Source organism: Prauserella muralis, from assembly GCF_003202285.1.
Classification (GTDB): domain Bacteria; phylum Actinomycetota; class Actinomycetes; order Mycobacteriales; family Pseudonocardiaceae; genus Prauserella_B; species Prauserella_B muralis.
The window spans coordinates 92,362-114,479 of the sequence record NZ_MASW01000014.1; the positions used below are offsets into that span (position 1 = coordinate 92,362).

General features: G+C 68.3%; 21 protein-coding genes. 9 read left to right on the forward strand and 12 right to left on the reverse strand.

Annotated features, from left to right (window positions below):
- Window positions 1-37 precede the first annotated feature (37 nt).
- The 3 genes from BAY60_RS35850 to BAY60_RS35860 all read right to left on the reverse strand — a co-directional run bounded on the left by BAY60_RS35850 (window position 38) and on the right by BAY60_RS35860 (window position 3,809).
- Entirely contained in the window at window positions 38-1,201 is a 1,164-nt protein-coding gene (locus BAY60_RS35850) for an acyl-CoA dehydrogenase family protein (protein WP_112285720.1), read from the reverse strand.
- Between the two features lie 58 nt (window positions 1,202-1,259).
- On the reverse strand, window positions 1,260-2,042 hold the full coding sequence (locus BAY60_RS35855) for an enoyl-CoA hydratase/isomerase family protein (RefSeq protein WP_112285721.1): 783 nt from the start codon (window positions 2,040-2,042) through the stop codon (window positions 1,260-1,262).
- Window positions 2,043-2,135: 93 nt separating this feature from the next.
- Window positions 2,136-3,809, reverse strand: a complete 1,674-nt coding sequence (locus BAY60_RS35860) for a class I adenylate-forming enzyme family protein (protein ID WP_112285722.1) — start codon at window positions 3,807-3,809, stop codon at window positions 2,136-2,138.
- Window positions 3,810-3,952: 143 nt separating this feature from the next.
- Here BAY60_RS35860 and BAY60_RS35865 point away from each other — a divergent pair, with 143 nt between their 5' ends.
- The 4 genes from BAY60_RS35865 to BAY60_RS35880 all read left to right on the forward strand — a co-directional run bounded on the left by BAY60_RS35865 (window position 3,953) and on the right by BAY60_RS35880 (window position 7,396).
- Entirely contained in the window at window positions 3,953-4,714 is a 762-nt protein-coding gene (locus tag BAY60_RS35865) for an SDR family NAD(P)-dependent oxidoreductase (protein WP_112285723.1), read from the forward strand.
- A 149-nt stretch (window positions 4,715-4,863) separates the two neighbouring features.
- Window positions 4,864-5,538, forward strand: a complete 675-nt coding sequence (locus BAY60_RS35870; RefSeq protein ID WP_281272783.1) for a TetR/AcrR family transcriptional regulator — start codon at window positions 4,864-4,866, stop codon at window positions 5,536-5,538.
- Entirely contained in the window at window positions 5,535-6,362 is an 828-nt protein-coding gene (locus tag BAY60_RS35875) for an SDR family NAD(P)-dependent oxidoreductase (RefSeq protein WP_211330576.1), read from the forward strand. Before BAY60_RS35870 ends, BAY60_RS35875 begins: the two co-directional genes overlap by 4 nt.
- The gene (locus tag BAY60_RS35880) at window positions 6,362-7,396 is read left to right on the forward strand and encodes an MBL fold metallo-hydrolase (protein ID WP_112285745.1); all 1,035 of its coding nucleotides are present in this window, start codon (window positions 6,362-6,364) and stop codon (window positions 7,394-7,396) included. Before BAY60_RS35875 ends, BAY60_RS35880 begins: the two co-directional genes overlap by 1 nt.
- A gap of 819 nt (window positions 7,397-8,215) precedes the next feature.
- Here the strand turns inward: BAY60_RS35880 and BAY60_RS35885 are convergent.
- The 4 genes from BAY60_RS35885 to BAY60_RS35900 are packed head-to-tail and all read right to left on the reverse strand — an operon-like array spanning window position 8,216 to window position 12,633.
- On the reverse strand, window positions 8,216-8,977 hold the full coding sequence (locus BAY60_RS35885; protein WP_112285726.1) for an SDR family NAD(P)-dependent oxidoreductase: 762 nt from the start codon (window positions 8,975-8,977) through the stop codon (window positions 8,216-8,218).
- A gap of 10 nt (window positions 8,978-8,987) precedes the next feature.
- A complete protein-coding gene (locus BAY60_RS35890) occupies window positions 8,988-9,746 on the reverse strand; it encodes an enoyl-CoA hydratase-related protein (protein ID WP_170160668.1) in 759 nt (252 codons plus the stop codon).
- 13 nt (window positions 9,747-9,759) lie between these two features.
- Window positions 9,760-11,427 (reverse strand): long-chain-fatty-acid--CoA ligase, encoded by a 1,668-nt coding sequence (locus tag BAY60_RS35895; protein ID WP_112285728.1) that lies wholly within the window; start codon window positions 11,425-11,427, stop codon window positions 9,760-9,762.
- A 36-nt stretch (window positions 11,428-11,463) separates the two neighbouring features.
- A complete protein-coding gene (locus BAY60_RS35900; RefSeq protein ID WP_112285729.1) occupies window positions 11,464-12,633 on the reverse strand; it encodes an acyl-CoA dehydrogenase family protein in 1,170 nt (389 codons plus the stop codon).
- Between the two features lie 54 nt (window positions 12,634-12,687).
- Here BAY60_RS35900 and BAY60_RS35905 point away from each other — a divergent pair, with 54 nt between their 5' ends.
- The 4 genes from BAY60_RS35905 to BAY60_RS35915 all read left to right on the forward strand — a co-directional run bounded on the left by BAY60_RS35905 (window position 12,688) and on the right by BAY60_RS35915 (window position 15,228).
- Entirely contained in the window at window positions 12,688-13,464 is a 777-nt protein-coding gene (locus tag BAY60_RS35905) for a FadR/GntR family transcriptional regulator (protein ID WP_112285730.1), read from the forward strand.
- A gap of 29 nt (window positions 13,465-13,493) precedes the next feature.
- Window positions 13,494-14,612, forward strand: a complete 1,119-nt coding sequence (locus tag BAY60_RS35910; RefSeq protein WP_245992967.1) for a thiolase family protein — start codon at window positions 13,494-13,496, stop codon at window positions 14,610-14,612.
- 124 nt (window positions 14,613-14,736) lie between these two features.
- Entirely contained in the window at window positions 14,737-14,889 is a 153-nt protein-coding gene (locus tag BAY60_RS38705) for a helix-turn-helix domain-containing protein (RefSeq protein ID WP_425466514.1), read from the forward strand.
- Between the two features lie 12 nt (window positions 14,890-14,901).
- Window positions 14,902-15,228 carry a winged helix-turn-helix domain-containing protein gene (locus BAY60_RS35915; protein WP_211330577.1) on the forward strand — a complete coding sequence of 109 codons (327 nt, stop codon included), beginning with the start codon at window positions 14,902-14,904 and terminating at the stop codon, window positions 15,226-15,228.
- Between the two features lie 406 nt (window positions 15,229-15,634).
- Here BAY60_RS35915 and BAY60_RS35920 read toward each other — a convergent pair whose 3' ends face one another.
- Both BAY60_RS35920 and BAY60_RS35925 read right to left on the reverse strand, forming a co-directional pair.
- Window positions 15,635-16,705, reverse strand: a complete 1,071-nt coding sequence (locus tag BAY60_RS35920) for a BtrH N-terminal domain-containing protein (RefSeq protein ID WP_112285732.1) — start codon at window positions 16,703-16,705, stop codon at window positions 15,635-15,637.
- Window positions 16,702-18,297: an MFS transporter gene (locus tag BAY60_RS35925; protein WP_112285733.1), complete on the reverse strand. Its 1,596-nt coding sequence runs from the start codon at window positions 18,295-18,297 to the stop codon at window positions 16,702-16,704. Before BAY60_RS35925 ends, BAY60_RS35920 begins: the two co-directional genes overlap by 4 nt.
- 121 nt (window positions 18,298-18,418) lie before the next feature.
- On the opposite strand from BAY60_RS35925, the gene BAY60_RS35930 reads away from it, so the two are divergent.
- A complete protein-coding gene (locus BAY60_RS35930) occupies window positions 18,419-19,066 on the forward strand; it encodes a TetR/AcrR family transcriptional regulator (RefSeq protein ID WP_110341410.1) in 648 nt (215 codons plus the stop codon).
- Between the two features lie 355 nt (window positions 19,067-19,421).
- Here BAY60_RS35930 and BAY60_RS35935 read toward each other — a convergent pair whose 3' ends face one another.
- Genes BAY60_RS35935 through BAY60_RS38240 form a run of 3 tightly spaced genes read right to left on the reverse strand, consistent with a single transcriptional unit; the run spans window position 19,422 to window position 22,063 of the window.
- Window positions 19,422-20,189: an enoyl-CoA hydratase/isomerase family protein gene (locus BAY60_RS35935; RefSeq protein ID WP_112285734.1), complete on the reverse strand. Its 768-nt coding sequence runs from the start codon at window positions 20,187-20,189 to the stop codon at window positions 19,422-19,424.
- Between the two features lie 51 nt (window positions 20,190-20,240).
- Window positions 20,241-20,969: a PaaI family thioesterase gene (locus tag BAY60_RS35940; protein ID WP_110341414.1), complete on the reverse strand. Its 729-nt coding sequence runs from the start codon at window positions 20,967-20,969 to the stop codon at window positions 20,241-20,243.
- A gap of 41 nt (window positions 20,970-21,010) precedes the next feature.
- Window positions 21,011-22,063 carry a class I adenylate-forming enzyme family protein gene (locus tag BAY60_RS38240; protein ID WP_245992969.1) on the reverse strand — a complete coding sequence of 351 codons (1,053 nt, stop codon included), beginning with the start codon at window positions 22,061-22,063 and terminating at the stop codon, window positions 21,011-21,013.
- Window positions 22,064-22,118 lie beyond the last annotated feature (55 nt).

Genomic DNA, 22,118 nt, shown 5'->3' on the forward strand with positions numbered 1-22,118 from the left:
GCGAGCCAGCTTTCTGGCGCCAACGAATGTTCTGCATTTAGAACGAACGGGGCAGGCCCATGGACTCAGCGATGGCGTTACGGGCCATTTCGCTGGTGATCGGGCCGATGCGGAAGAGTCGGCTGTCGCGCCAGTAGCGCTGGGCGTTGGTCTCCGCGGCGTAGCCCATTCCACCCAAGATCTGGATGCCGAGGTCTGCCGCGCGGTTGGCGTATTCGGAGGTGATGACCTTGGCCATGTTCGACTCGGTGCCGCACGGTGCACCCGTCGACTGCAGCCAGGCAGCGTGGTAGGTCATCAGTTCGGCTTGCTTTTGCCACATGACCATGTCGGCGACGTAGTGTTGCAGCGCCTGGAATTCGCCGATCTTCTTGCCGAAGGCGCTCCGGGTGTTCATGTATTCGACGGCGTCTTCCAGCACCCCGTCGATAATTCCGGTGCACAGTGCGGACAGGATGATTCGTTCGTTGTTCAGCGTTCCGAGCATCATGTACCAGGCCGCGCCCGGCTCGCCCAGCACGAGGTCGTCCGGAACGAACACATCTTCGAGATAGACCTCGCACGATCCAACAGCTCGCATGCCTAGTTTGGGAATCTGCCGCGTCTCGACGCCGTCTGTGGTTCTGGGAACCAGGAACAGGGTCTTACCTTGGGTCTTCTTCTCGGGCTTCGGGTCCGATCGTGCAAGGAGAAGGAGGTAGTCGGCGACGTGCGAAGCGGTAGACCATATTTTCTGGCCGTTGATCCGCCATCCTCCATCGACTCTGGTGGCCGTGGTTTTCATCGCTCCCAACAGATCGGTGCCGCCGGACGGCTCGGTAACCGCGATGGAAAAGCGCAGGTTGCCCTTGGCGAGTTCCGGGAGGAATCGTTGTTTCTGTTCCTCGCTGCCATATAGGCCGACCGACTTGGCCCCGGCGAATGACGAGATTCCCCAGGTCCACGTCAACCCCGCCAGCGACCGGGCGAGTTCGCGGGCAAGCACGACCTGCGTCAGTACGGTACCGCCCGCGCCCCCGTACTGCTCGTCGATCCCGACCGCGTGGAACCCGGCGGCGCTCATCTTGTCCCAGAGCTCGAAGGGATAGTCGAACTCCTGCATCTCGAGGTCCCGGGCGGCGTCCTTCGGGTAGTTCTTCTCCACCCAGTCCCGGACGACGTTGCGGAAGGCCTCATTCTCCTCGTCGAGAACGAAGTCCATGATGCTGTCCCTTCTGTGCTAGTTTTTCGGCGATGCGGTATCACCGTCGGTCGGCTCGTCAATGCTTCCGAAACCGGGCAGTGGCATGGCGGAAGGCGGGCCCGCCGAGCAGTGCAGCCACTGTTTCTGCTTCGCGGGCAAGCGCTTTCCGCAAGTCGGCGTGCTGATTGAGTTCGAGCAGTTCGCGGGTGGCCTGCAGGGCCTTGGGGTCCTTGGCCGCGAGCGCGGTACCGAGCTGGCGCGCCCGTGCGAGGAGTGCGCCATCGGGGACAACCTCGGCCACCAGTCCGATTCGGGCCGCCTCATGCGCCGCAATCGGCTCGCCAAGCAGGAGCAGGCGCCTGGTGTGCTGCGAGCCGACCAGCCGCGGCAAGAGCCAGGTCGCGCCACAGTCCGGGCTGATTCCGTGCGTGACGTAGGGCTCGCAGAAAGTGGCCGATTCGGCTGCGACCACCAGATCCGCTGCTAACGCGAGGTTAGCGCCCCCTCCATAGGCGGCGCCGTGCACCGCGGACACCACCGGTAAGGGCAGTTCCCGCAGCCGGGCGGCGACCTCCTGCCACCCTTGCGCGAGGTATGTCCGCACGGCTTCGGCATCGGCGAGGTCAATCTCATCAACGAACTGCGCCAGGTCGGCGCCGGCGCAAAACGCGCGGCCCTCACCCCTGATCAGCAAACAGCGCCACGGGCCCCGGGCCGCCTGGTCGAGTACCTCGGTGATCTCTTCGCGCATCGGCCCGCACAGCGCGTTGAGCCGTTCAGGACGGTCTAACACTAGCCACAGCAACTCTCCATCGCGCTCGGTGCGGATCGTGCGCTTGTCGTCGCCATCCCTCGCCATGCAGACACCTCCTGCCGTCGCCACAGAACCGGAAGCCGTTGCCTCGGTTCGCGGCGTCCCCGGGGGGCCGGATCGTGGCCACACACCCAACAGTTACCCCCCTGACCCGACCGAGGCCGTATCCTCGGTTTGTGCCAGTTCCCGGGTTAGCTGTTCTTGCAACCGAAACTTCTGGATCTTAGTAGCCGACATCGGCCATTCGGTTACGAACCGTATCTGGCGTGGCACCTTGAAACGGGCCAATCCGCCGCGGCAGTGCTCGACGAGCTCGTCTTCGGTTACCGAATGCCCCGGCCGCAGCTCGACGAACGCGGCGGGAACCTCGCCATATTTCGGATCCGGCACCCCGACCACAGCGCTCACCGCCACAGCAGGGTGTCTGCCCAGATAGGATTCGATTTCGATGGCCGCGACATTTTCCCCACCCACCTTGAGCATGTCCTTGGTGCGGCCGAGATAGCTGATGCGCCCCTCGTCGTCGAGCTCTCCGACATCGCCGGTGTAGAACCAGCCGTCGCCGTCCATCTGCGCGGCAGTCTTCTCCGGATTCTTGTAGTAGCCCTCGAACAGGCAGTAGCCACGGACGACGATCTCACCGCGCTGGCCGGTGCCGAGGGGTTGCCGGCTCTCCAGATCGCGGATACCTACCTCGATGCCGTCGAAGGGTCTGCCGCTGGTCGTGCAGCGCTGCTGCAGGGTGTCGCCGGGCTCGTTGAACGCGGTCACCCCCGAGCACTCGCTACAGCCATAGGCACTGATCTGCACCGTATGGGGCATGCGCGCCTGCATGTCCCCGAGCACATCAGGCGGGGCGACGTTGTTGATCAACCGGATGTGCTGCCACCGATCGGGATCATAGTCGGGGTGGTTGAGCAGCGCCTGGGTGAACGCCGGGAAGGTGGCAAACGACAGCGTAGCGCCCTCGGTGTCCATCATCTCGAGGGCTTGACCAGGCTCGAAGTGGGTCATCGACAGGAACGCGGCCCCCGCGTCAATCACGCCGATCAGCGGCAGGATCGCACTCATGTGAAACATTGGCAAGGGATCCCACATCCGATCCGCGGGTTGGAAGCGGAACCGTGTCCGACCCGCTACCACAGACGTGCGCACGACCGCCTCATGGGTCAGCGGGCAGCCCACCGGCGCACGCGTTGTACCCGAGGTGTACATCATCAACGCCACATCACGCACCGCGACCCGCATCCGGCGGGTCATGATCTCCGCGGGGGGCGTGCGCTCAGCGAGCGCGGCGCACGCGGCGCCATCGAGCAGGCCGGGTGCCGCGGCGCCAGTGACCGTCACCACCGCCCGCAACCGGGGAAACTCCGACAGCGCCAGCGACGCCGGTCTCGTCGCGGTGGCCAGGCCGGGCAACGCCTCGTGCAACCTCGCCGCGTAGTCCGTGTCGCGGTCGTCGACCCGGCCAGTGACAAGGACCTCCACGTCGGAGTCTGCCAGGACGTGGCCCAGTTCGCGCGGGTGAAGGCGATTGTTGATCGGGACGACCACGGCACCGAGCATCGCGACCCCGAAAAACGTCTCGAGGTAGGCCACACAGTTCGACATCAGGATCCCCACGTGGGACCCCTTGACCACTCCCAGCGACGCAAGCGAGCGAGCGAGACGCATGCTGCCGTCTTCGAGCTCGCGGTAGGTGACCCGCTCCTGTGGCAACACCACGGCCAGACCGTCCGGCTCCCGTTCGGCCGCACGCGCCAGCAAATCTCCCAGGCTATAGACCTCGTGCCATCCGTAGCTTCCCACCATTACGCGTTTCTACCATCCGGTCGGTGGGTTGTCTAGGTCCATCACGCTAGCGAGCGGGACACTGGCCTTCGCCCGCGACTAACAAACATTTGGTACCTTCCGACTGGCGTGTGGCGGTGGCTGCGAGCGAAACGGGGTGCGCAATGCGAATCAAGGACGCGGTGGGGCTGGTGACCGGTGGGGCTTCCGGGCTCGGCGCGGGAACTGTGCGGTTGCTCGTGGAGCGAGGCGCTCGGGTTGCGGTGCTCGACCTACCCGGCTCGGCCGGACAGCAACTGGTGGCCGAGTTAGGGCCGGCCACCCGGTTCTTCCCCTGCGACGTCTCCCGGACCGATGAGGTCGAGCGGGCCGTTGCCGAGGCGGTGGCGGCGTTTGGCCGAATCGATGCGTGTGTGAACGCCGCAGGGATCAGCCCGGCGGCCCGAGTGCTGTCCCGCCGGGGGGAACTGCATCCGTTGGACGTCTTCCGCCGCACAGTGGAGATCAACCTCATGGGTACGTTCGATGTGTTGCGCCGCGCGGTGCAAGCGATGGCACACAACTCGCCGTCGGATGAAGGTGAGCGTGGGTTGATCGTGAACGTGTCCTCCGCGGCAGCACTCGAGGGTCAGGCCGGGCAGGCCGCCTACGCGGCGTCGAAGGGCGGGATCGTGGCGTTGACGCTGCCGCTGGCGCGCGACCTCGCACCATTGGGGATCCGGGTCATGACAGTCTGTCCAGGAGTGATGGACACCGGCATGTTGGCCGACGCGGACGAGAAACGGCGAGCAGGACTGCTGGACCTGCACGTCTTTCCCAAACGGTTGGGGACCCCGCGCGATTTCGCTCTGCTGGTGGCGAGCTTCATGGAAAACACCCTGCTCAACGGCGAGGTGGTGCGCCTGGACGCGGCAGCCCGACTCTGAGCGCGGAAGAGGTCTAACAAACGGTAGAGTTCCTAGGTGGGGAAATCAGCACGGCCACGAGAGGACGATCATTGCAACCAGCAGGACGGCGTGCGCGTCGCGGGGCGGAGCGCAAGCCACGCGAGCAGCGCTGGACGCAGCTCGTCGAGGTGGCTACCCAGGTGTTTTACGAAAAGGGCTACGAGGCCGCCTCACTGCAGGACATCGCCGATCGCGTTGGCATGCTCAAGGGCAGCCTGTACTACTACATTCAGTCCAAGGAGGACCTGCTCTTCGACGTGATCAGCACGGTGCACCGGGACGGGCTGGCCAATATCCAGGTGTGCGCGGCCATCAACGGCGATGGGTTGCAGCGGCTGGAGAACGTCATTATCGGGCATGTCGAGCACACGTGTCGCACCCTGGTGGCGACCACCGTGTTCCTCCACGAGCTGGCCGCGCTGCCCGCGGAACGCCGCCAGGAGGTACTCGGAAGCGAGCACGCCTACCAGAGTGTGTTCCGAGACCTGATCGCCGAAGGCCAACGCGAAGGCGTTGTCCGGGCGGAGCTGGATGCGCGGCTGGCCGCGCTGTCCATCCTGGGCTCCACCAACTGGGTCTACCGCTGGTATCGCCCGGGGGGGCGGTATTCGCCGCAGCAGATCGGCAGGCAGCTTGCCGACATGAACGTGCGGGCGATCGCGACCACCGAGGCGGTGACTGCCCGGGAGCAATGCCCCCACCCGCGGGGGGTAGGCGCCAGGCGCCGAGCGGCGATAGAGACAGGACCGCGGCCTCGCGACGCAGACGCCGGCACATCGAACTCAGACGGGAGTGCGTCGTGACGAACGGGTGGACGCCGCGAACGGGACAGCTGGCCGGCAGGGTCGCCGTGGTGACAGGAGGCTCACGCGGAGTTGGCCGCGCGATCGCCTGCCGACTCGCCGTCGACGGCGCCGCGATCGCCGTCAACTACCGCCGCGATGCCCGTGCCGCATCCGAGGTGGTTGAGACTATCACCGCGCGCGGCGGTGTCGCCCGCGCCTACCAAGCGGCGGTGGACGACCCCGAGGCCGTCCAGGGCATGCTCGGCGCTGTTCGAAGCGATCTCGGAGAGGTCGATATCGTGGTCAGCAACGCCGGAATGGCCAGTCGGAGCACGCGCATCGCGGACACCCCGGAGGAGGAGTACCGACGGCTGCTGCAGGTGCACGCGCTCGGCCCGTTGCAGCTGATCCGGCAATTGTTGCCGGGCATGCGGGAGCGCCAGCGCGCCGACGTGGTGATCATCTCCAGCGCCATCGTCGAGGCCACCCCGGCGGGCGGCGCGCCCTACACGATGGCCAAGGCCGCGATCGAGGCGGCGGCACGCACCCTGGCCCGCGAGGAGCGACCCTTCGGGATCCGGGTCAATATTGTCGCGCCCGGGCTGGTCGCCACGGAGATGGGCGAGCGGCTGGTCCGCGCCACCGTCCCCGGCCGCACGCTGGCGGCGCTGGATGCGCACTATCCGTTCGGGCGGGTCTGCCGCCCCGACGACGTGGCGGGCGTTGTGACCTTTCTCCTGTCCCCCGACGCCGGTTATGTCACCGGTCAACGCCTCGTCGTCGACGGCGGCGGGCCCGAGCTCGGTCTTGTCACCGCGCCGACCGAGGAGACAACCCGATGATGCAGGTGAGGGCCGACGACCCGACTGGGAATTGGGCGGCCCCCGGGGTGTACCGAGTCGCCCCCGGGGTGCACCGCATCCCGCTACCCCTCCCCGGCGACGCACTCACCGCAGTCAACGTGTATGCCGTCGACGACGGCACCACGCTGGCCTTGATCGACTCCGGCCAAGCCCTGGCCACCTCCCGCGACCTGCTGGCCGCGGCCCTCAACGCGCTCGGCTGCGGCCTCGCCGACGTGCGCCGCTTCCTCGTCACCCACCTGCACCGCGACCACTACACCCAGGCGGTGGCGCTGCGCCGCGAGTTCGGTACCGCCATCACCCTGGGCGCAGGCGAGGAGCCCTCGCTGCGGATCGCCGGCAGCCCGGCTCACCAGCTCACGCCCCAGGCCGAATTACTCACCCGGTGCGGCGCCACGGCACTGCTGCGGCGCCTGCGCGGGATCGACCCCCGCGACGGCATCCCCCGCGACATCTGGGAAGCCCCCAACGACTGGTTGACCGGCGGCACCACCGTTCCCGTCGGGGCGCGCACACTCGACGCCGTCGCCACACCGGGGCACACGCGGGGGCATCTCGTCTTCCACGAGCAGACAGCCGGGATACTCTTCGCCGGAGACCACGTGCTGCCACACATCACCCCCTCGATCGGCTTCGAAGCCGCCCTGGCACCCTTCCCCCTGCGCGACTATCTCGGATCATTGCGCCTGGTACGCGCCATGCCGGACGCCCGGCTACTTGCCGCGCACGGGCCCGTGACCACCAGCGTGCACGCCCGGGTCGACGAACTACTCGTCCACCACGACACCCGGCTCACCGCAGCCAGCCGACTGGTCGCCCGCGGACGAAATACCGCCTACGCCGTAGCCGACGGGCTGACCTGGACCCGGCGTGAGCGCCGTCTGATCGAGCTGGACCCCTTCAACCAGATGCTGGCCGTCCTGGAAACCAAGGCGCACCTCGACCTGCTGGTGCTCCAGGAACAGTTGATCACCGAGGACATCGACGGTATCACGCACTACCGGGCACCCTAGTCGCGACGCTCGGCATAGCCGAGACGCTCGGCGGCAACGCCGAATTAACGCGTGATCGTGTCCCACGCCACCTGCGGACCGCACTCGCTCCACCTTCCCCGGTCTGCCCGCGCATGACACAGCGACGAAACGGCGCCGTGCGTTGCCTTGGCCAGACACTGCCGCGCACCGGGCGAGACCACCGGGGAAACCGGCGTTGATCCCGTCAGCCGATGTGGGGGGTCATGCGCCCAGTGGGCGGCGGAGGCGGCGATCATGCGCTCATCCGGCTCCGACCTCGCCCTCATCCGCCCCACTGGGCAATACGACGGTGACCACATCGTGCTGGACGGGGCGAAGACGTTCATCACTAACAGTTTCCCAGGCCGACCTGGTGATCGTCCTAGCGCGCACCGGCGAGCAGGGACGGCAGGGGCCTGAGCCTGATGGTGGTGGTCGAGGCGGACACGCCCGGCTTCCCGCGGGGTCCAACACTGGGTAAGGTCGGCAAGAAGGCCCAGGATACGGCAGAACTGTACGTCGACGGCTGCGCGATGTCCAGAAGCAACGTCCTTGGGGCTGAGGGGCGCCTTCTCGGTAATGAGGACGACTCCTCTCACGAGAGAACGACTGGCGATCGCGCTGGGCGCACTCGCCGCCGCGATCAAGGCACTCGCGCTGGCCCTGGACTACACCGCCGAGCGCACCACGTTACGTTAGGCGGCTGGCTGGCCCGCCACCAGGTTGTCGGGCACAAGCTCGCCGAGATGCACACCAACCTGCAGATGGTGACGACAGGGCCGGGTATGGCCGTTCGTGGTTAGCGTTGGTGGGAGGGGGTCAGACCATTCGCGCGCCAGCGTCGATGGACAGGGTGGCTGCGTTGAGGTAGCGGTTCTCGGCGATGTGGCTGACGAGGGCGGCGAGCTCGTCGGGGTGGCCCATTCTGGGCGGGTTGAGGACCATGCTGGTCAAACCCGAGCGGACCTTATCGGGCATGCCGGCTGTGATACCGGTATCGAAGAGGCCGGGAGCGATGGTGACGACCCGGATTCCATGGTCGGCCAGGTCTCGGGCAGCCGGGAGCATGAGGCCGATGAGGCCGGCCTTGCTCGCGGCGTAGGCGGCTTGTCCTTTCTGACCCTGCCAGGCGGCTCCGGAGGAGATGTTGATGACGATCCCGCGTTCGCCGTCTTCTCCGGGGTCGTTGCGGGCCATGAGCGCGGTGCAGTGCCGCATGACGTCGAAGGCGCCGAGCAGGTTGGTCGTGACGACCGCGCGGAAGTCGGCAAGTGGCAGCGGCTGGCCGTGGTGTAGCACCTTGCCGGGCGTGGCGACGCCGGCGGCGTTGACGCAGAGGTGCACCGCGCCGAGGTTCTCCTCGATTGTCGTCATGGCCGCTGTGACGGATTCCTCGTCGGCCACGTCGACGGGTACCGGCAGAAGGTTGTCCCTGTTCTCCGCCGCGAGACGTCGGGCTGCGTCGCTGTCCCGGTCGAGGACGGCGACCCGGGCACCCCGGCCTGCCAGGGCGCGGGTGGTGGCGAGCCCGAGGCCGGAAGCGGCGCCGGTGACGACGGCGACTCGGTCTTTCAGGTCCATGGTCTCTCCTTCACCGGCCCGTCCAGCGTGGCGCGCGTTTCGCCACAAAGGAGCGGGAGCCTTCGTGGTAGTCCTGGGTGCCTTCGAGCGCGGCGAGTTCGCGTTCGGCCAAGGCCCAACGTTCGTCCTCTGTGTGGTCTCGGCCCGCGAGGATCGCCCGGCGGGCCCCTCGCACGGCCAGGGGAGCGTTGCCGCAGATCTCGGTGGCCAGGTCGAGGGCTGCGTCCCGTGCGGTGCCGGCGGGAACCGTGCGGGAGATCAGTCCCAGCGTGGCAAGCCGTTCGGCGGGCCACGGGGCCGCGGTGAGCGCGAGTTCCAGGGCGGCTTTCTCGCCGATGAGTCGCGGGAGGTTGGCCAGCCCGCCACCGATCGCCAGCAGCGAGCGGGCGGTCTCGGGGATGCCCAGGCGGACGCCTTCGGCGGCGATGATCAGGTCGCAGGCGATGGCGAGTTCCATGCCACCGGCCAGCGCGTCACCGTCCAGGGCGGCCACGATGGGTTTGCTGCGTTCGCGGCGGACGAACCCGGCGAAGCCGCCTCGGTGGGTGAGCAGTTCGGGGAAGTTCCCGCCTGCGACGGTGTTGAGGTCGGCGCCGGCGCAGAACACCGGGCCCTCCCCGGTGAGCACGCCTGCCCAGAGGTCCTCGTCGTGCTCGAGGTCGTCAACGGCGGATTCGAGGCTCGCCGCCAGGGCTGGGTTCACCGCGTTGCGGGCGTGTGGGCGGTGGAGGGTGATGAGCAGGACACGCCCGTGGCGTTCGGTCCGCACCGGCACGTCCTTTTCACTCATTGAGCGTGCCCTGGGTGTAGAGGCCGTGGTACTCGGCGACGATCGTCTTCTTGTTGGTTTTGCCCACGCTGGTCTTCGGGATCTCGGCGACGAACCGGATCTCATCGGGCAGCTGCCAGCGAGCGAAACGTTCCAGCAGCAGCTCGCGGAGATCGTCCTCGGTGACCTGGGCGTCTTCTTTGGTTACCACCAGCGCGAGGGGGCGTTCTTGCCATTTGTCGTGTGGTAGGCCGACGACGGCGGCATCGAGGACGTTCGGGTGCCCGGCGATCGCGTTTTCCATGTCGATGGAGGAGATCCACTCGCCGCCGCTTTTGATGACGTCCTTGATCCGGTCGACGACCTTGAGGTAGCCGTCGGGGTCGATGGTGCCGGCGTCGCCGCTGTGCCAGTACCCGTCGCGGAAGGCCTCCTCGCTGGCCGGGGCGTCGTGATAGCGGCCGGCGATCCAGGGTCCGGCCATGCATATCTCGCCGACGGTCGTGCCGTCATGGTTCACGTCCTGGCCATCCTCGTCGAGGACGCGGACGTCGACGCCGGTCACGGGCAGTCCCTGTTTGCGTTTGAGATCCCACTGCTCATCGGGGGTCAGCCTGTCGCGCACGGAGGGTTTGAGCCGGTAGTTGACCGCGACCAGCGGGGTGGTCTCGGTGGCGCCGTAGGCGTGGATGATCTCCGCACCGGTGAGTTCCTGGAACCCGCGCATCATCGACAGCGGCGGTTCGGTGGCCCCGGAGAGGAACCGGGCGCGGCTGAAGTCGGGCTTGTCGTCCAGGGTGCGGATGTAGTGCAGCATCGGCTGAAAGATCGCCGGGGCCCCGTGGGCGATGGTCACCTGCTCGGCGATCATCAGGTCGACCAGTGGGGTGATCTCCTCGGCGGTGTAGCGGCCGGGAAAGATGAGCTTGGCGCCCATCATCACGCACGAGTAGAACAGCCCCCACGATTGGCCGTGGAACATCGGCACGATCACCAGGGCGCAGTCGTCGCTGTTGATTCCCAGGTAGGCGGCCATGGTCAGCGAGTGCAGGTGGATGTTGCGGTGGGAGTAGTACACCCCCTTGGGCCGGCCGGTGGTGCCGGAGGTGTAGCAGGCGGAGTAGGCGCTGGTCTCGTCGACCATCGGCCAGTTATACTCCTCGGGCGCGTCGGCGAGGAGTTCCTCGTAGCCGTACACCGGGGACAGGGTCGTGGCGATCTCGGAGACCGGGCGGTCGGACATGACGATGAAGCCCTTGACCTGGGGTAGGTTTCCGGCGATGGCCTCGGCGATCGGCAGGAGGGACTCGTCGACGCAGATGTAGGAGACCTCGCTGTGCTGGCCGACGTAGCTCAGGTCGTCGGTGGAGATCCGCAGGTTCATCTGCAGCAGCACCGCCCCGGTGCCGGGAATGGCGAAGTAGAGCTCGAAGTGTCGGTGGGAGTTCCAGTCCAGCACGCCGACACGGTCACCGGGGGCCACGCCCAGGGACTCCAGTGCGTTGGCCAGGCGCATCATGCGGCGGTGGGCCTGGGCGTAGGTGTAGCGACCCAGCCCGGCGGGGGTGTAGTAGACGATCTCCTGTTCCGGGTAGGTGCGGGCGGCGTGCCGGATGAAGGTCGTAGTGTTCAGCTGGTAATCGTCCATCGAGGTGGCGGGATGCCCGGTGACGCGCCTCATGAGGGGCTCCTCTCGTAGTGTGTGTCAACCAACTTCTCAGCCGACGTAGTCGCGACCGATGAGGTCGCGGGCGATGACGAGTTTCTGGATCTGCGGCGTGCCGTCGCCGATCTGCAGTCCGCTGACATCGGCCAGGAGCTGTTGTAGGGGCATCTCGGTCGACCAGCCGACGTGCCCGTGCAGCACGATGCAGTCGTTGATCGCCTGGCAGGCCACCCGCGGGATCCACCACTTGCACATCGCCGCCTCCCGACTATGCGGCAGGCCCGCCGCGCGCAGGCCCAGGGCGCGGTAGCATAGCCACCGGGCGGCCTCGAGGTAGGTGTCGTGCTCGGCGAGAGGGAAGGAGACCCCCTGGTAACCGGCAATAACTTTGCCGAAGGCCTCCCGCTGGCGAGCCCAGTCAACGGTGGTCTCCATGGCCCGGCGCGCCGCCCCGATCACCATCAACCCGAGCAAGGCGCGGGTGAGGTCGAAATCCGCCAACTGTGCGCCGAGACCGCTGCCGTCGCCGGTCAGCTCGTACTCGCTGGGCACGAAGGTGTCCTCGAAGTTCACTGCGGCACGGCTGAGCGGGCGAAACCCCGGATCGGCGAAGCGCTGCCTGCCCACGCTCGGATCGTCCAGCGCTACCAGCAGCCGACGCGTGCCACCCGAACGCAGCGCCGGATCGAGGGTGGCGACGACGATCGCATGCGAGGCGTGCATCCCCAGGGTGACCGACGTCTTCTCCCCGGTCAGGTGGTACCCGCCTTCGACCGGGCGGGCCCGCACGGTGGTGCCGGAGGCATCGGAGCCGCCGCGAGGCTCGGTCAAAGCCAAGGCCAGCACCTGCTCACCGGCGGTGACCGCACGCACGATCGGGTCAGCGACCTCGCTGGCCAGGCCGGCGTGCACGGCTGCCGCCAGTTCGGAACCGAACACCAGATAGGAGAGGTTGAAATCAGCCTTGGCCACCTGCTCGCAGGCGATGCCCAGGGTCACCGGGTCGGCGTCCTGCCCGCCGAGCTGAGCAGGCAGCGTGAGCCCCAGCAGTCCGTGCCGACCGAGCGCTTTGAGCTCGGTCCAGCACATCTCCTCCGAGGTGGCGCGCCGCAGGTAGCCGTCCTGGAACTCGCGCTGCGCCAGCTTCGCCACGGTCTCCTCGAAGGTCTGGTGTTGCGGGGAGAAGACGAACGGGCCCGTATCTGGTAGATTGGATTGCACATATTTAGTGTGCCAAATTGCCCCGGAGCTTGTCGAGGTCCCGAGGAGGTGTCCGTGCCCGAGCGGACGACGGTGCCGCGACAGACGGCGCGGCGGATGATGCGCGAGGCGCTTCGGCGGGAGTTGCTGCCGGGAGACCGCCTGGCTGCCGAACCCACGTTGATGAGCTACTTCGATGTCTCTCGCGCCTCGCTACGCGAGACGCTGCGGGTGCTGTCCTTCCTCGGGGCCATCGAGGTCCGTTCCGGTCCCTCTGGCGGCGCCCGGATCGCCATGCCCCGCCCGGGTGTGATCGGCAGCGCGTTGGCGATGGCCCTGCAGTTCCGCAACGCCACCCTGCGCACCGTGCTCGAGGCCCGGGCCGCCATCGAACCACCCGTGGCCGCTCTCGCCGCCGCCCACCACAAAGATCAGGACCTCGCCGCCCTCACCTCGTGCCTGCAGCGACTCGAGCGGACCGCAGGCACCGTGTCGTTCCAGCGGGAACGCGACCGTTTTCACCAGCACCTCGCCCACGCGGCGGGCAACGAGGTCCTCACCTTGCTCGTGTCCGCGCTGACCCGGATTTGCACCGCCATCGAGGCCAATCACTCCCGCGCCACCGACGCCCGACTACTCACCGAGCACGCCCGGATTGCTGCGGCGATCCGGGCCCGAGACGCCGCAGCCGCCCAGGATGCGACTACCGCGCTGTTCGGGGTCGCCTTGGCAGACCTCGATGAACACCACCCCCACCAACTCGCCGCCCGCGTCGTCTGGCCCGACGTGGACGAGCTCCTCGATGCCGACGACGCCGCAGAGGAAAGGAGCGAGATGGAATGGACGCAGTGATCGTCGGAACCGGCATCACCCGGTTCGGCATGTTCGTCGACACCCGACTGCGGGAGCTGGCCTCGGCCGCCGCCGACCAGGCGCTAGCCGATGCCGGAATCACCGCCGAGGACGTTGGGCTGGTGATCTTCGGCAACGCCGCGGCCGGACTGCTCACCGGGCAGGAGATGATCCGCGCGCACACCGCCCTGTCCGACTCCTGCGTCGCGGGCCGCCCCATGATCTCGGTCGAGAACGCCTGCGCGTCTGCCTCCAGCGCCTTCCACCTCGCCGCGATGGCACTCGCCTCGGCAAGCTATGAGACCGTGCTCGTCGTCGGCGCGGAGAAGATGACCAGCACCGACCGCTCCCGTGCCGGGCGGGCACTCGCCACCGCCGTCGACGTCGAACTTGCCGAGAGCACTGAACCGGCCGGGCCGGTGTTCATGGAAATCTACGCCGCCGAAGCCCGCGAGTACATGAGCCGGACCGGCGCCACCGAGGCCGACCTCGCCGCCGTCGCGGCCAAGAATCATCACAACGGGAGTCTCAACCCGATCGCGCAGAACCGAACCGAGGTAAGCGTCGATGACGTGCTGGGGGCGCGGAGCATCGTCACCCCCCTCACCCGCCCCATGTGCTCCTCGATCGGCGACGGCGCCGCAGCCATCGTCCTAACCCGACCCGAGATCGCACGTCGACGCGATACCCCCGGTGTTCGCGTGCTGGCCTCGGCCGTTGGTGCAGCCCAGAAAGGCGACGCGGGCGATGTGGTCCCCCGCACCGCCCGCGCAGCCTACGAACAGGCCGCCCTCGGCCCCGACGACCTCGACCTGTGCGAGGTACATGACGCCGCCGCACCCGCCGAACTCGTCATCGCCGAAGAACTCGCGATCGCCGCACCTGGCGACGGCGCGAAACTCGTCCGCGACGGTGACACTGCGCTTGGCGGGAGGATCCCCGTCAACCCCTCCGGAGGTCTCCTCGCCCGCGGTCACCCCGTCGGCGCCACCGGCGCCGCCCAGCTTGTCGAGCTCACCGACCAGCTCCGCGGCCGAGCCGGGGAGCGACAAATCCCCGGCGCCCGCGTCGGGCTAGCAGAAAACGCCGGAGGCTCACTCGGCAACGGACCCGCCGCCTGCGCAGTCACCATCCTCGCCGCCCCATAAGACAAACCAGCTCACTCACACACACGGCCCTGGAAAACCGCGCCGCTACAGAGGTTGAACTGTCAGGATTTGATCACGGCGTGTCGGGCTGACATTGGCTGGTCGGGTGCTGTATCCGGTCCGGGTGCGTTATCCCGATGGTGGTGGGCTGACGGCTGAGGGCCGGGCCCGGCGTGAGGCGGTTCGGTTGCAGGCGGCGGAGTTGTTCGCCCAGGACGTGGCGGTGCCGGAGATCGCCAAGCGATTACGGGTATCGCACAACGCTGTGTACGTGTAGCGGCGCCGATGGTTGACCGACGGTGAAGCGGGACTGGTGTCCAAGGGGGCCTCGGGGACCGAATGCCGGCTGTCGCCCGAGCAGCTGGACCGGCTGGCCGCTGTGCTGCAAGAAGGCCCCGCTGCGCACGGCTACACCGAGGATCAGCGGTGGACCCTGGCGCGGGTTGCGGATCTGATCGCTGGGCTCTTCCGAGTCCAGTACACCCTGCGCGGAGTCTCGATGTTGCTGCACCGCATGGGATTCAGCCCGCAGATGCCCGCGCATCGACCGGTCGAACGCGACGAGAAGGCGATCGCTACGTGGCGGCGGGAGGTGTGGCGGCAGGCAAAAAGCTAGCGGCCGAGCGTGGGGCGTGGATCTGCTTCGAAGACGAGGCAGGTCATACGCTACGGCCGCCGAAGGCACGAACGTGGGCGCTACGCGGACACACCCCGGTCATCCCGGTGTCGGGCAAGAGATCCGGCCGGATCCCGGTGGCCGGTCTGTTCTGCGTCCGCCCCGGCCAACGCCCACACCTGCTGTACCGGGTCAAGATCCACCGCCCCCGCAAAGGCGAACGCCGCAGCTTCGCCGAGACCGACTACGCCGCCCTGCTCGATGCCGCCCACCAGTACCTGAATGCAGGACGGCGGTGCCGCGGCGATGGGGTGGCTGGTGGTGCGGTCCAGTGGTCACCAGCCAGGGTGAGGCCCGCGCGGCGGTAGGTGAGGGGTGTGGGAGTGGTCACGGCGTCTCCGGGGCGTCAAGAGCTGAGTTCGCGGGCAAGGAGGTCGAGCAGATCGGCGCCTTGTTGTTCGAGTTCGGGGAGATGTTCCGCGGTGTCGGCGAGCGCGGTGACGCGGGTGGTGGTGGAGATGTCGGCGGTGGCGATGCGGGCGAGGCCGTGCCAGAGCTGGGTGAGCTGGGCGTAGAGGTCGGCGGCTTGTCCTGCTATGGGCAGGCCGGTGCGCTGGTTGAGGTAGTGCAGGTAGTCGGCTTGCAGCCGGCGGAACAGGCTGCCGCCGGTGCCGGCCTTGTCGATGAACGCGGCCAGCGCGGTGAGCACGGTATCCAGTTGCGTGGGGGTGAACACGTCGGGCCAGCGCCGCAGGTCGTCGACGAAGACGCTGATGCCGTCCAGGCCGGCGCCATGCACGAGGTCGGCCACCCCGTCGAGTTGACCGGCAGGCAGCAGTGACTGGGCATTTCGCAGAGCTCGAGCGGCAGCGTGGCAGGCGTCGGCGGCGGTGTCGGCCAGGGGCGGTAGCTGGGTGGGGTAGCGCAGCCGGTAGGTGGTGTGCCGGGTGGGTACGGGGAATCCGGTGGAGCTGCGGGCGCGGGCCAGCGCGTCGTAGGGGACGGGTTGGGGGTCGGCGCGGTCGTTGTCGACGACGGTAGCGGTACGGGTGTGGTCGTCGTAGCCGGTGATCACGATGTCGTGGCGGCTCATGCTCAGCCGCACCCGCAGATACGGGAGATGGGCGATGTCGGCCCAGCACAGCACCGGATACCCGTGGTCGAGTTCCTCGCGGACCCAGGCCCAGCCTTCGTCGGGGTCATCGGTGGCATGCTGGGTGGCGGTGATCCCGAGACGGCGGGTGAACCCACCGGTGAGGTCGGGGCCCCGACCCACGAGGTAGATCGGCGGGCTCATGGCGGGATGGCGCAGGTAGCTGAACCCGAGTTCGCCGCCGAGCCCGAACACGGTGCCTTCATCCAGTGGCGTCTCGTCGTAGGACAGCCGGGCCCACTGCATCAGGTCGCGCAGCGCTCCTGACCCGCAATGCCCGGCCAGCTGGTGCGGGTAGTCGCTGATAACGCGTCGTCCGGTCACGAAGTACTCCTGTCCTGTTCGGCGACAAATGCAGAGTCGGTAGCGTCACTGCCGCAGGTTTCCGCAGGCTGCGACGGCCCGTCCACGCGGTGGCGTCCGGGAGCCCACGCCGTGAGCGCGACGGCCGTGACCGCGGTGATCACGGCAAGGGCGCTGAGGGTGTCGTGGAACCCGTCGACGAAGGCGCGCCGCGCCGCGGCGGCAAGATCAGGTCCGGCGGGCGTGTCGCCGGCCAGCCGCAGCGCGGCGGCCAGCGAATCACTGGCCTGGGCGCGAGTTGCGGCGGGGAGGTGGGTGATCTGCGGGGCGAGATGGGTGCGGTAGCTGCTGGCGAGCAGGCTGCCGGCCAGCGCGATCCCCACCGCGGCACCGAGTTCCCGGGTGACGTCGTTGACCGCGGAGGCCACGCCCTGTTTGGCGCGGGGAACCCCGCGCACGATGGCGGCGGTGGCCGGTGTCGCGCAGATGCCCAGACCGAGCCCGAACACACCGAGGAACACCACCAGCCGCGGATAGTCCTCGTCCACCCCCAGCCCGCCGATCCCGACCAGCGCACCAGCCACCAACGCCAGGCCGGCGCCGGTCATCACCCGCAACCCCACCCGCTCGCTCACCCACGGTGCGAGCACCGCGGCCACGACCAGCGGAACGGCCACCGGCGCCAACGCCAGCCCCGCCCGCAGCGGCGAGTAGCCCCACACCAGCTGCAGATGCTGCATCAGCAGGAAGAACACCCCGAACGCGGCCAGGAACTGCACCACCAGCGACACCGCGCCAGCACCGAACCCGCGGTCGCCGAACAACCCGACCTGCAGCAACGGTGCCGCCCGTCGTCGTTCGACGAGCACGAACCCGGCCCCCGCCAGCACCCCACCACCGAGCGAGGCGACCACCAGCGCACTGTCCCAGCCGTGATCGGGAGCCTCGATCACCCCGAACACCACCAACCCCACCGCCGCCGCCGACAGCACCGCCCCCGGCACATCCAGCCCGGGCGCCGCGGGCTCACGCGACGACGGCACGAACCAGCCACCCACCACCAGCAGCAGCGCCAACACCGCGGTGGCCACGAACACCGCCTGCCACGACCAGACCGACAACAACGCGCCGGCCCCGAGAATGCCCAGCACCGCACCCGCCCCGGCAAAACCCGCCCACACTCCCACCGCACGCGCGGCCTGCCGGGCAGGGAACTCCGCGGTCAGCAGGGACAACGTCGCCGGCATCACCAGCGCCGCCCCCAACCCCGCGACCGCCCGGCACACAATCACCCCTGTCGGCGTGTCCATCACCAGCGGCAGCGCCGAACCCACCGCGAACACGACCAGTCCAGCCAATAGCACACCGCGCCGCCCGAGACGGTCCCCCACCGCGCCCGCCGGCAACAGAACGCCCGCCAACACCAACGTGTAGGCATCCACAATCCACGTCGCCTGCGTCTGACTCGCCCCGATATCCGCAGCCAGCTCCGGCAACGCCGTGGTCAGCGACGCCACCCCGGCCATCACCAACGCCACGGCCAGACACGACACCGCCAGCGTCCAGCCACGGCGCGCCCCGCCCGCTTCCCCGGCCGACTCCGCCACACGCATCACCCGCAAGACTCGAACATTTGTGAACCGACAGTATCGGACCTAGACTGACGGTTTCACAAGTCCGGCTGTCGTTAGGCTTGTTCACGCCCGCGCCGCCCTCCGGATACGCAGGAGATCGATGTCCACCGCCGCCCCCACACCCAGCACCCCGGACGAAGACCCGCGGCTGGCACGCTCCCGCGCACGGCTGCTCGACGCCGCCACCCACCTACTGGCCGAAGGCGGCATCGACGCGGTCACCATCGACGCGGTCACCCGCACCGCCGGCATCGCCCGCGCCACCCTCTACCGCCACTTCGGCACCGGCACCGAACTGCTCGCCGCCGCCTTCGAACGCCTGCTGCCCCCCGTCGCACCCGCACCCGCCCACGGCCCCCTACGCGAACGGCTGCTCACGCTGCTGACCAACCAAGCCCACCTCATTGACCACGCCCCCCTGCAACTGACCGTGCTGTCCTGGCTCGGCATGAGCATCGCACCAACACCCTCGACCCCCACCCAGAGCGACCGGCCACACCTGCACACCCTGCGCCGCCGCATCATCGAGCAATACCGCCAACCCTTCGACGCCGTCCTCACCAGCGACGCCGCCCACAACACACTCCGCCCCGGCACCGACACCACCACCGCCCTCGCCCAACTCATCGGCCCCCTCATCTTCAACCGCCTCGTCACCGGCACCCCCAACGACGAACAGTTCTGCGCACACCTTGTCGACAACTTCCTCACCAGCCACACGCCGCCAACCCACACGGGCGACCGCTGACGACCCGCCACCACTGAGCACAGGCTCAGCTGAGGCGCACCCCCGCCCTCGCTCTGACACCGACAACGGTTGGAGTGCCCCCACAGCCTCAGCACGCCCTCCCCCGTGCCGTGGATCGCACCGGCCTGAGCGCGCGGCCGGCGAGCCGGGCACGCTTCGATCAAGGCTCTGGTGTGGCCCGCGCGCTTGAGCACACCGTCCGGGTGGCCCCACAGCGGGAAGACAAGGACAGGCCGTGGCCGCAATCCGGTGTGGGGCCGCCCGCCCCGCTAGTTGATGACGCACGCTGTCCGACCTACCCGGTGTGGGTCGGATCCCGTGGTGCCAGTCGCCGGGTCTGCGCGGGCGCAATCGGCTACCTGCCGCGCCACACCGGCTTGCGCTTCTCGCGGAAGGCGCGCGGTCCCTCTTGCGCGTCCTCACTCAGGTAGACGGGCTCCCATATCCGGTCAGCCTCGTCCAGCGCGTCGTGCCACCCGCGGTCGGCGGCCGCGTACACCATCGCCTTCGCGGCGAGCACGGACAGCGGCGCGTTCGCCGCGATGCGTTTCGCCAGGCGCTGCGTCGCCTCCCGGAGCTCCCCGGCCGGGACCACCTCGTTGACCAGACCGATCTGGTGGGCCCGCGCGGCATCGATGGGCTCCCCGGTCAGCAGGATCTGCAGTGCCACGCGCGGCGGAATGAGCCACGGCAGCGGCGCGGCCCACGGAGCACCCCGGCCCACCTTGACCTCCGTGACCGCGAACCGGGCGTGCTCGGCGGCCACGACCAGGTCGCACATCTGGGCAAGCAGGAAACCACCGGCGTAGGCCACCCCGTTGACCGCCGCGATGGTGGGCTTGTCGACCTTGACGTTGCGGCCGAGGTGCGGAACGAAGTCCGCTGGCGGCACAGTCAACTCCGTGTCGGCCATCTCCTTGAGGTCTCCCCCGGCGCAGAAAGCAGCGTCACCGGCGCCGGTGAGCACCAGCACCTTCGCGTCGCGATCGGCGTTGAAGGCGTCGAACGCCTCGAACAGCGCGGACCGAACCTTCGAATTGAGCGCGTTGCGCGCCTCCGGCCGGTTGATCGTCACCCAGGCCACCTCGTCGACGAGCTCATAGGCGAGCGCCCGCGTTGTCATCTCCGTTCACCCTCCTAGTCCGGGAAACCGACGGTCACGGTCCGGACGCGCTCAGGCGTGGGCATCGCTGGTCCGACCTGTCCGCTCACTCAGCCACTGGTGGAAGCGGGCGTAGTGACGTTCCGGATCGCGCTCGACGAAACGACCCCGCGCGGTCGCGAGGACCATGTTCGGCCCAGGCAGGAGCAGCTCCGCGGCAATGGTCCACCATCCGCGCTCGTCTCGGTTCTCCGACCACGCTCGGATGTCGAGGTCGTGCTCGATGGGGACCGGGCGGCGAAACGACACCTGCATGTCCGCCGTGACCGCGAGCACGGAGGCGGACCACGGCACCACACCGCACACCTCGTCGAAGGCCGCCATGACCGACCCGCCATGCGCGACGCCACCGGCACCCTCATGCTCGGCGCCCAGCCGAAACCGCCCGACCACGCTACCGTCGTCCCGCGTTTCGACCGCCTCGATTCCCAGTCGGCAGCGCCCCGCCTGCCGACAACCAGCGCACAGTGACGCCGAACCGCCGCCCACCGCGGGAAAGCCACTCAGCGGCCCCGTGGGAATGCCCGATCCCGAACGCTGCCCATCTTCCCTTTCACCGGTCATTCGCTCGTTCCCCTGCACGCCCGTTTCGACTCCGAACAAGCAAGACGTTATCAGCCATTTACAACCCGCCGGCTCGGCATCGCCAACATCACACGCCGTTGGCTCGCCAACCTCGTTGCGCCGGCGGGAGTCGCCCTTCTGCCACGCGCCGCGGCGCGCCGCGATGATGTGTGCCATACCTCTAGGTTAATGTCAACTCACTAGTACCCGCCGGTAGGTCATCCGTGGTACAGGGTCTGGTGCTCGGCCCGGATCTTGTACTTGAGCACCTTGCCGCCGACGGTTTCGGGCAACGCGTCGGTGACCACGATTCGTTTGGGTGTTTCGAACCCGGCCAGACGGGAGCGGCAGAACTCGGTGACCTCCTCCTCGGTGACCGTCTGGCCGTCGGTGGGCACCACGAACGCGGTCACCGCCTCACCCCACCGCTCGTGGGGCAAGCCGACTACCGCGGCCTTGGCCACCGCGGGGTGTTGGTGCAGTACCGACTCGACGCGCAGGCTGGAGACGTTCTCCCCGCCGGTCTTGACGATGTCCTTGTACCGGTCGAGCATGACGCGCAGGCCGTCGGCGTCGTCGCGGCAACTGTCCCTGGAGTGGAACCAGCCGTCCCGGAACGCTTCCTTGGTCGCCGCCTCGTTGCGGTAGTAGCCGGCGGTCACTACGGGCGAGCGGTAGACAACCTCGCCGGGCGTGCCTGGTTTGTCCGTCAGGTCGTGGCCCTGTTCGTCGACGATCTTCGCGGCCAGCACCGGGCTGGAGAGCCCGACGTAGTTCTGTTCGGGCGCGGTCCTCAGGAAGGTGTCCCGCCACTGGTCCACCCAGAAGCGGTGACACGCGATCGCCTCCGTCTGCCCCAGGATCTCCATGGGCTGCAGTTCCTCGCCGCACAGCCGCTTGAGCTGGGCCACAGTGCCCGGCGGCAGCGCGGCCCAGCCGTAGACCAGCACGCGCAGCGATCGAGGGTCGTAGCGGACCGGGTTGGCCGACAGCACGTCGACCATCGCGGGCGAGCCAGCCCACAACGCGGTGACGGACTCGCGGGTGATCGCTTCGGCGATCTGCTGGGCGTCGGGACGCCGGCCGAGCACCATTGTCCCACCGGTCAGGAACGTCGAGAGCATCAGCTGGTCGCCGATGTGGTAGACGATCGGCAGGAACGTGCCCAGTACCAGACCGGACTCGAATCGCAGACCGCGGCTGAACGGCAACGCGAAGCTGTACGCGCCGAAGTAGCTGTAGTGGTGCGACAGCATCACGCCCTTGGGCATGGACGTGGTGCCCGAGGTGAACAGGATCTACCAGATGTCGTCACCGTGGATCGCG

What these genes read in the sequence shown, in the direction of transcription:
- BAY60_RS35850 (WP_112285720.1), bottom strand. Translation starts at nt 1,201, where the DNA reads ATGGACTTCGTTCTCGACGAGGAGAATGAGGCCTTCCGCAACGTCGTC.
- BAY60_RS35855 (WP_112285721.1), bottom strand. Translation starts at nt 2,042, where the DNA reads ATGGCGAGGGATGGCGACGACAAGCGCACGATCCGCACCGAGCGCGAT.
- BAY60_RS35860 (WP_112285722.1), bottom strand. Translation starts at nt 3,809, where the DNA reads ATGGTGGGAAGCTACGGATGGCACGAGGTCTATAGCCTGGGAGATTTG.
- BAY60_RS35865 (WP_112285723.1), top strand. Translation starts at nt 3,953, where the DNA reads ATGCGAATCAAGGACGCGGTGGGGCTGGTGACCGGTGGGGCTTCCGGG.
- BAY60_RS35880 (WP_112285745.1), top strand. Translation starts at nt 6,362, where the DNA reads ATGCAGGTGAGGGCCGACGACCCGACTGGGAATTGGGCGGCCCCCGGG.
- BAY60_RS35885 (WP_112285726.1), bottom strand. Translation starts at nt 8,977, where the DNA reads ATGGACCTGAAAGACCGAGTCGCCGTCGTCACCGGCGCCGCTTCCGGC.
- BAY60_RS35895 (WP_112285728.1), bottom strand. Translation starts at nt 11,427, where the DNA reads ATGAGGCGCGTCACCGGGCATCCCGCCACCTCGATGGACGATTACCAG.
- BAY60_RS35910 (WP_245992967.1), top strand. Translation starts at nt 13,494, where the DNA reads ATGTTCGTCGACACCCGACTGCGGGAGCTGGCCTCGGCCGCCGCCGAC.
- BAY60_RS35925 (WP_112285733.1), bottom strand. Translation starts at nt 18,297, where the DNA reads ATGCGTGTGGCGGAGTCGGCCGGGGAAGCGGGCGGGGCGCGCCGTGGC.
- BAY60_RS35930 (WP_110341410.1), top strand. Translation starts at nt 18,419, where the DNA reads ATGTCCACCGCCGCCCCCACACCCAGCACCCCGGACGAAGACCCGCGG.
- BAY60_RS35935 (WP_112285734.1), bottom strand. Translation starts at nt 20,189, where the DNA reads ATGACAACGCGGGCGCTCGCCTATGAGCTCGTCGACGAGGTGGCCTGG.
- BAY60_RS35940 (WP_110341414.1), bottom strand. Translation starts at nt 20,969, where the DNA reads ATGGCACACATCATCGCGGCGCGCCGCGGCGCGTGGCAGAAGGGCGAC.
- BAY60_RS38240 (WP_245992969.1), bottom strand. Translation starts at nt 22,063, where the DNA reads ATGCCCAAGGGCGTGATGCTGTCGCACCACTACAGCTACTTCGGCGCG.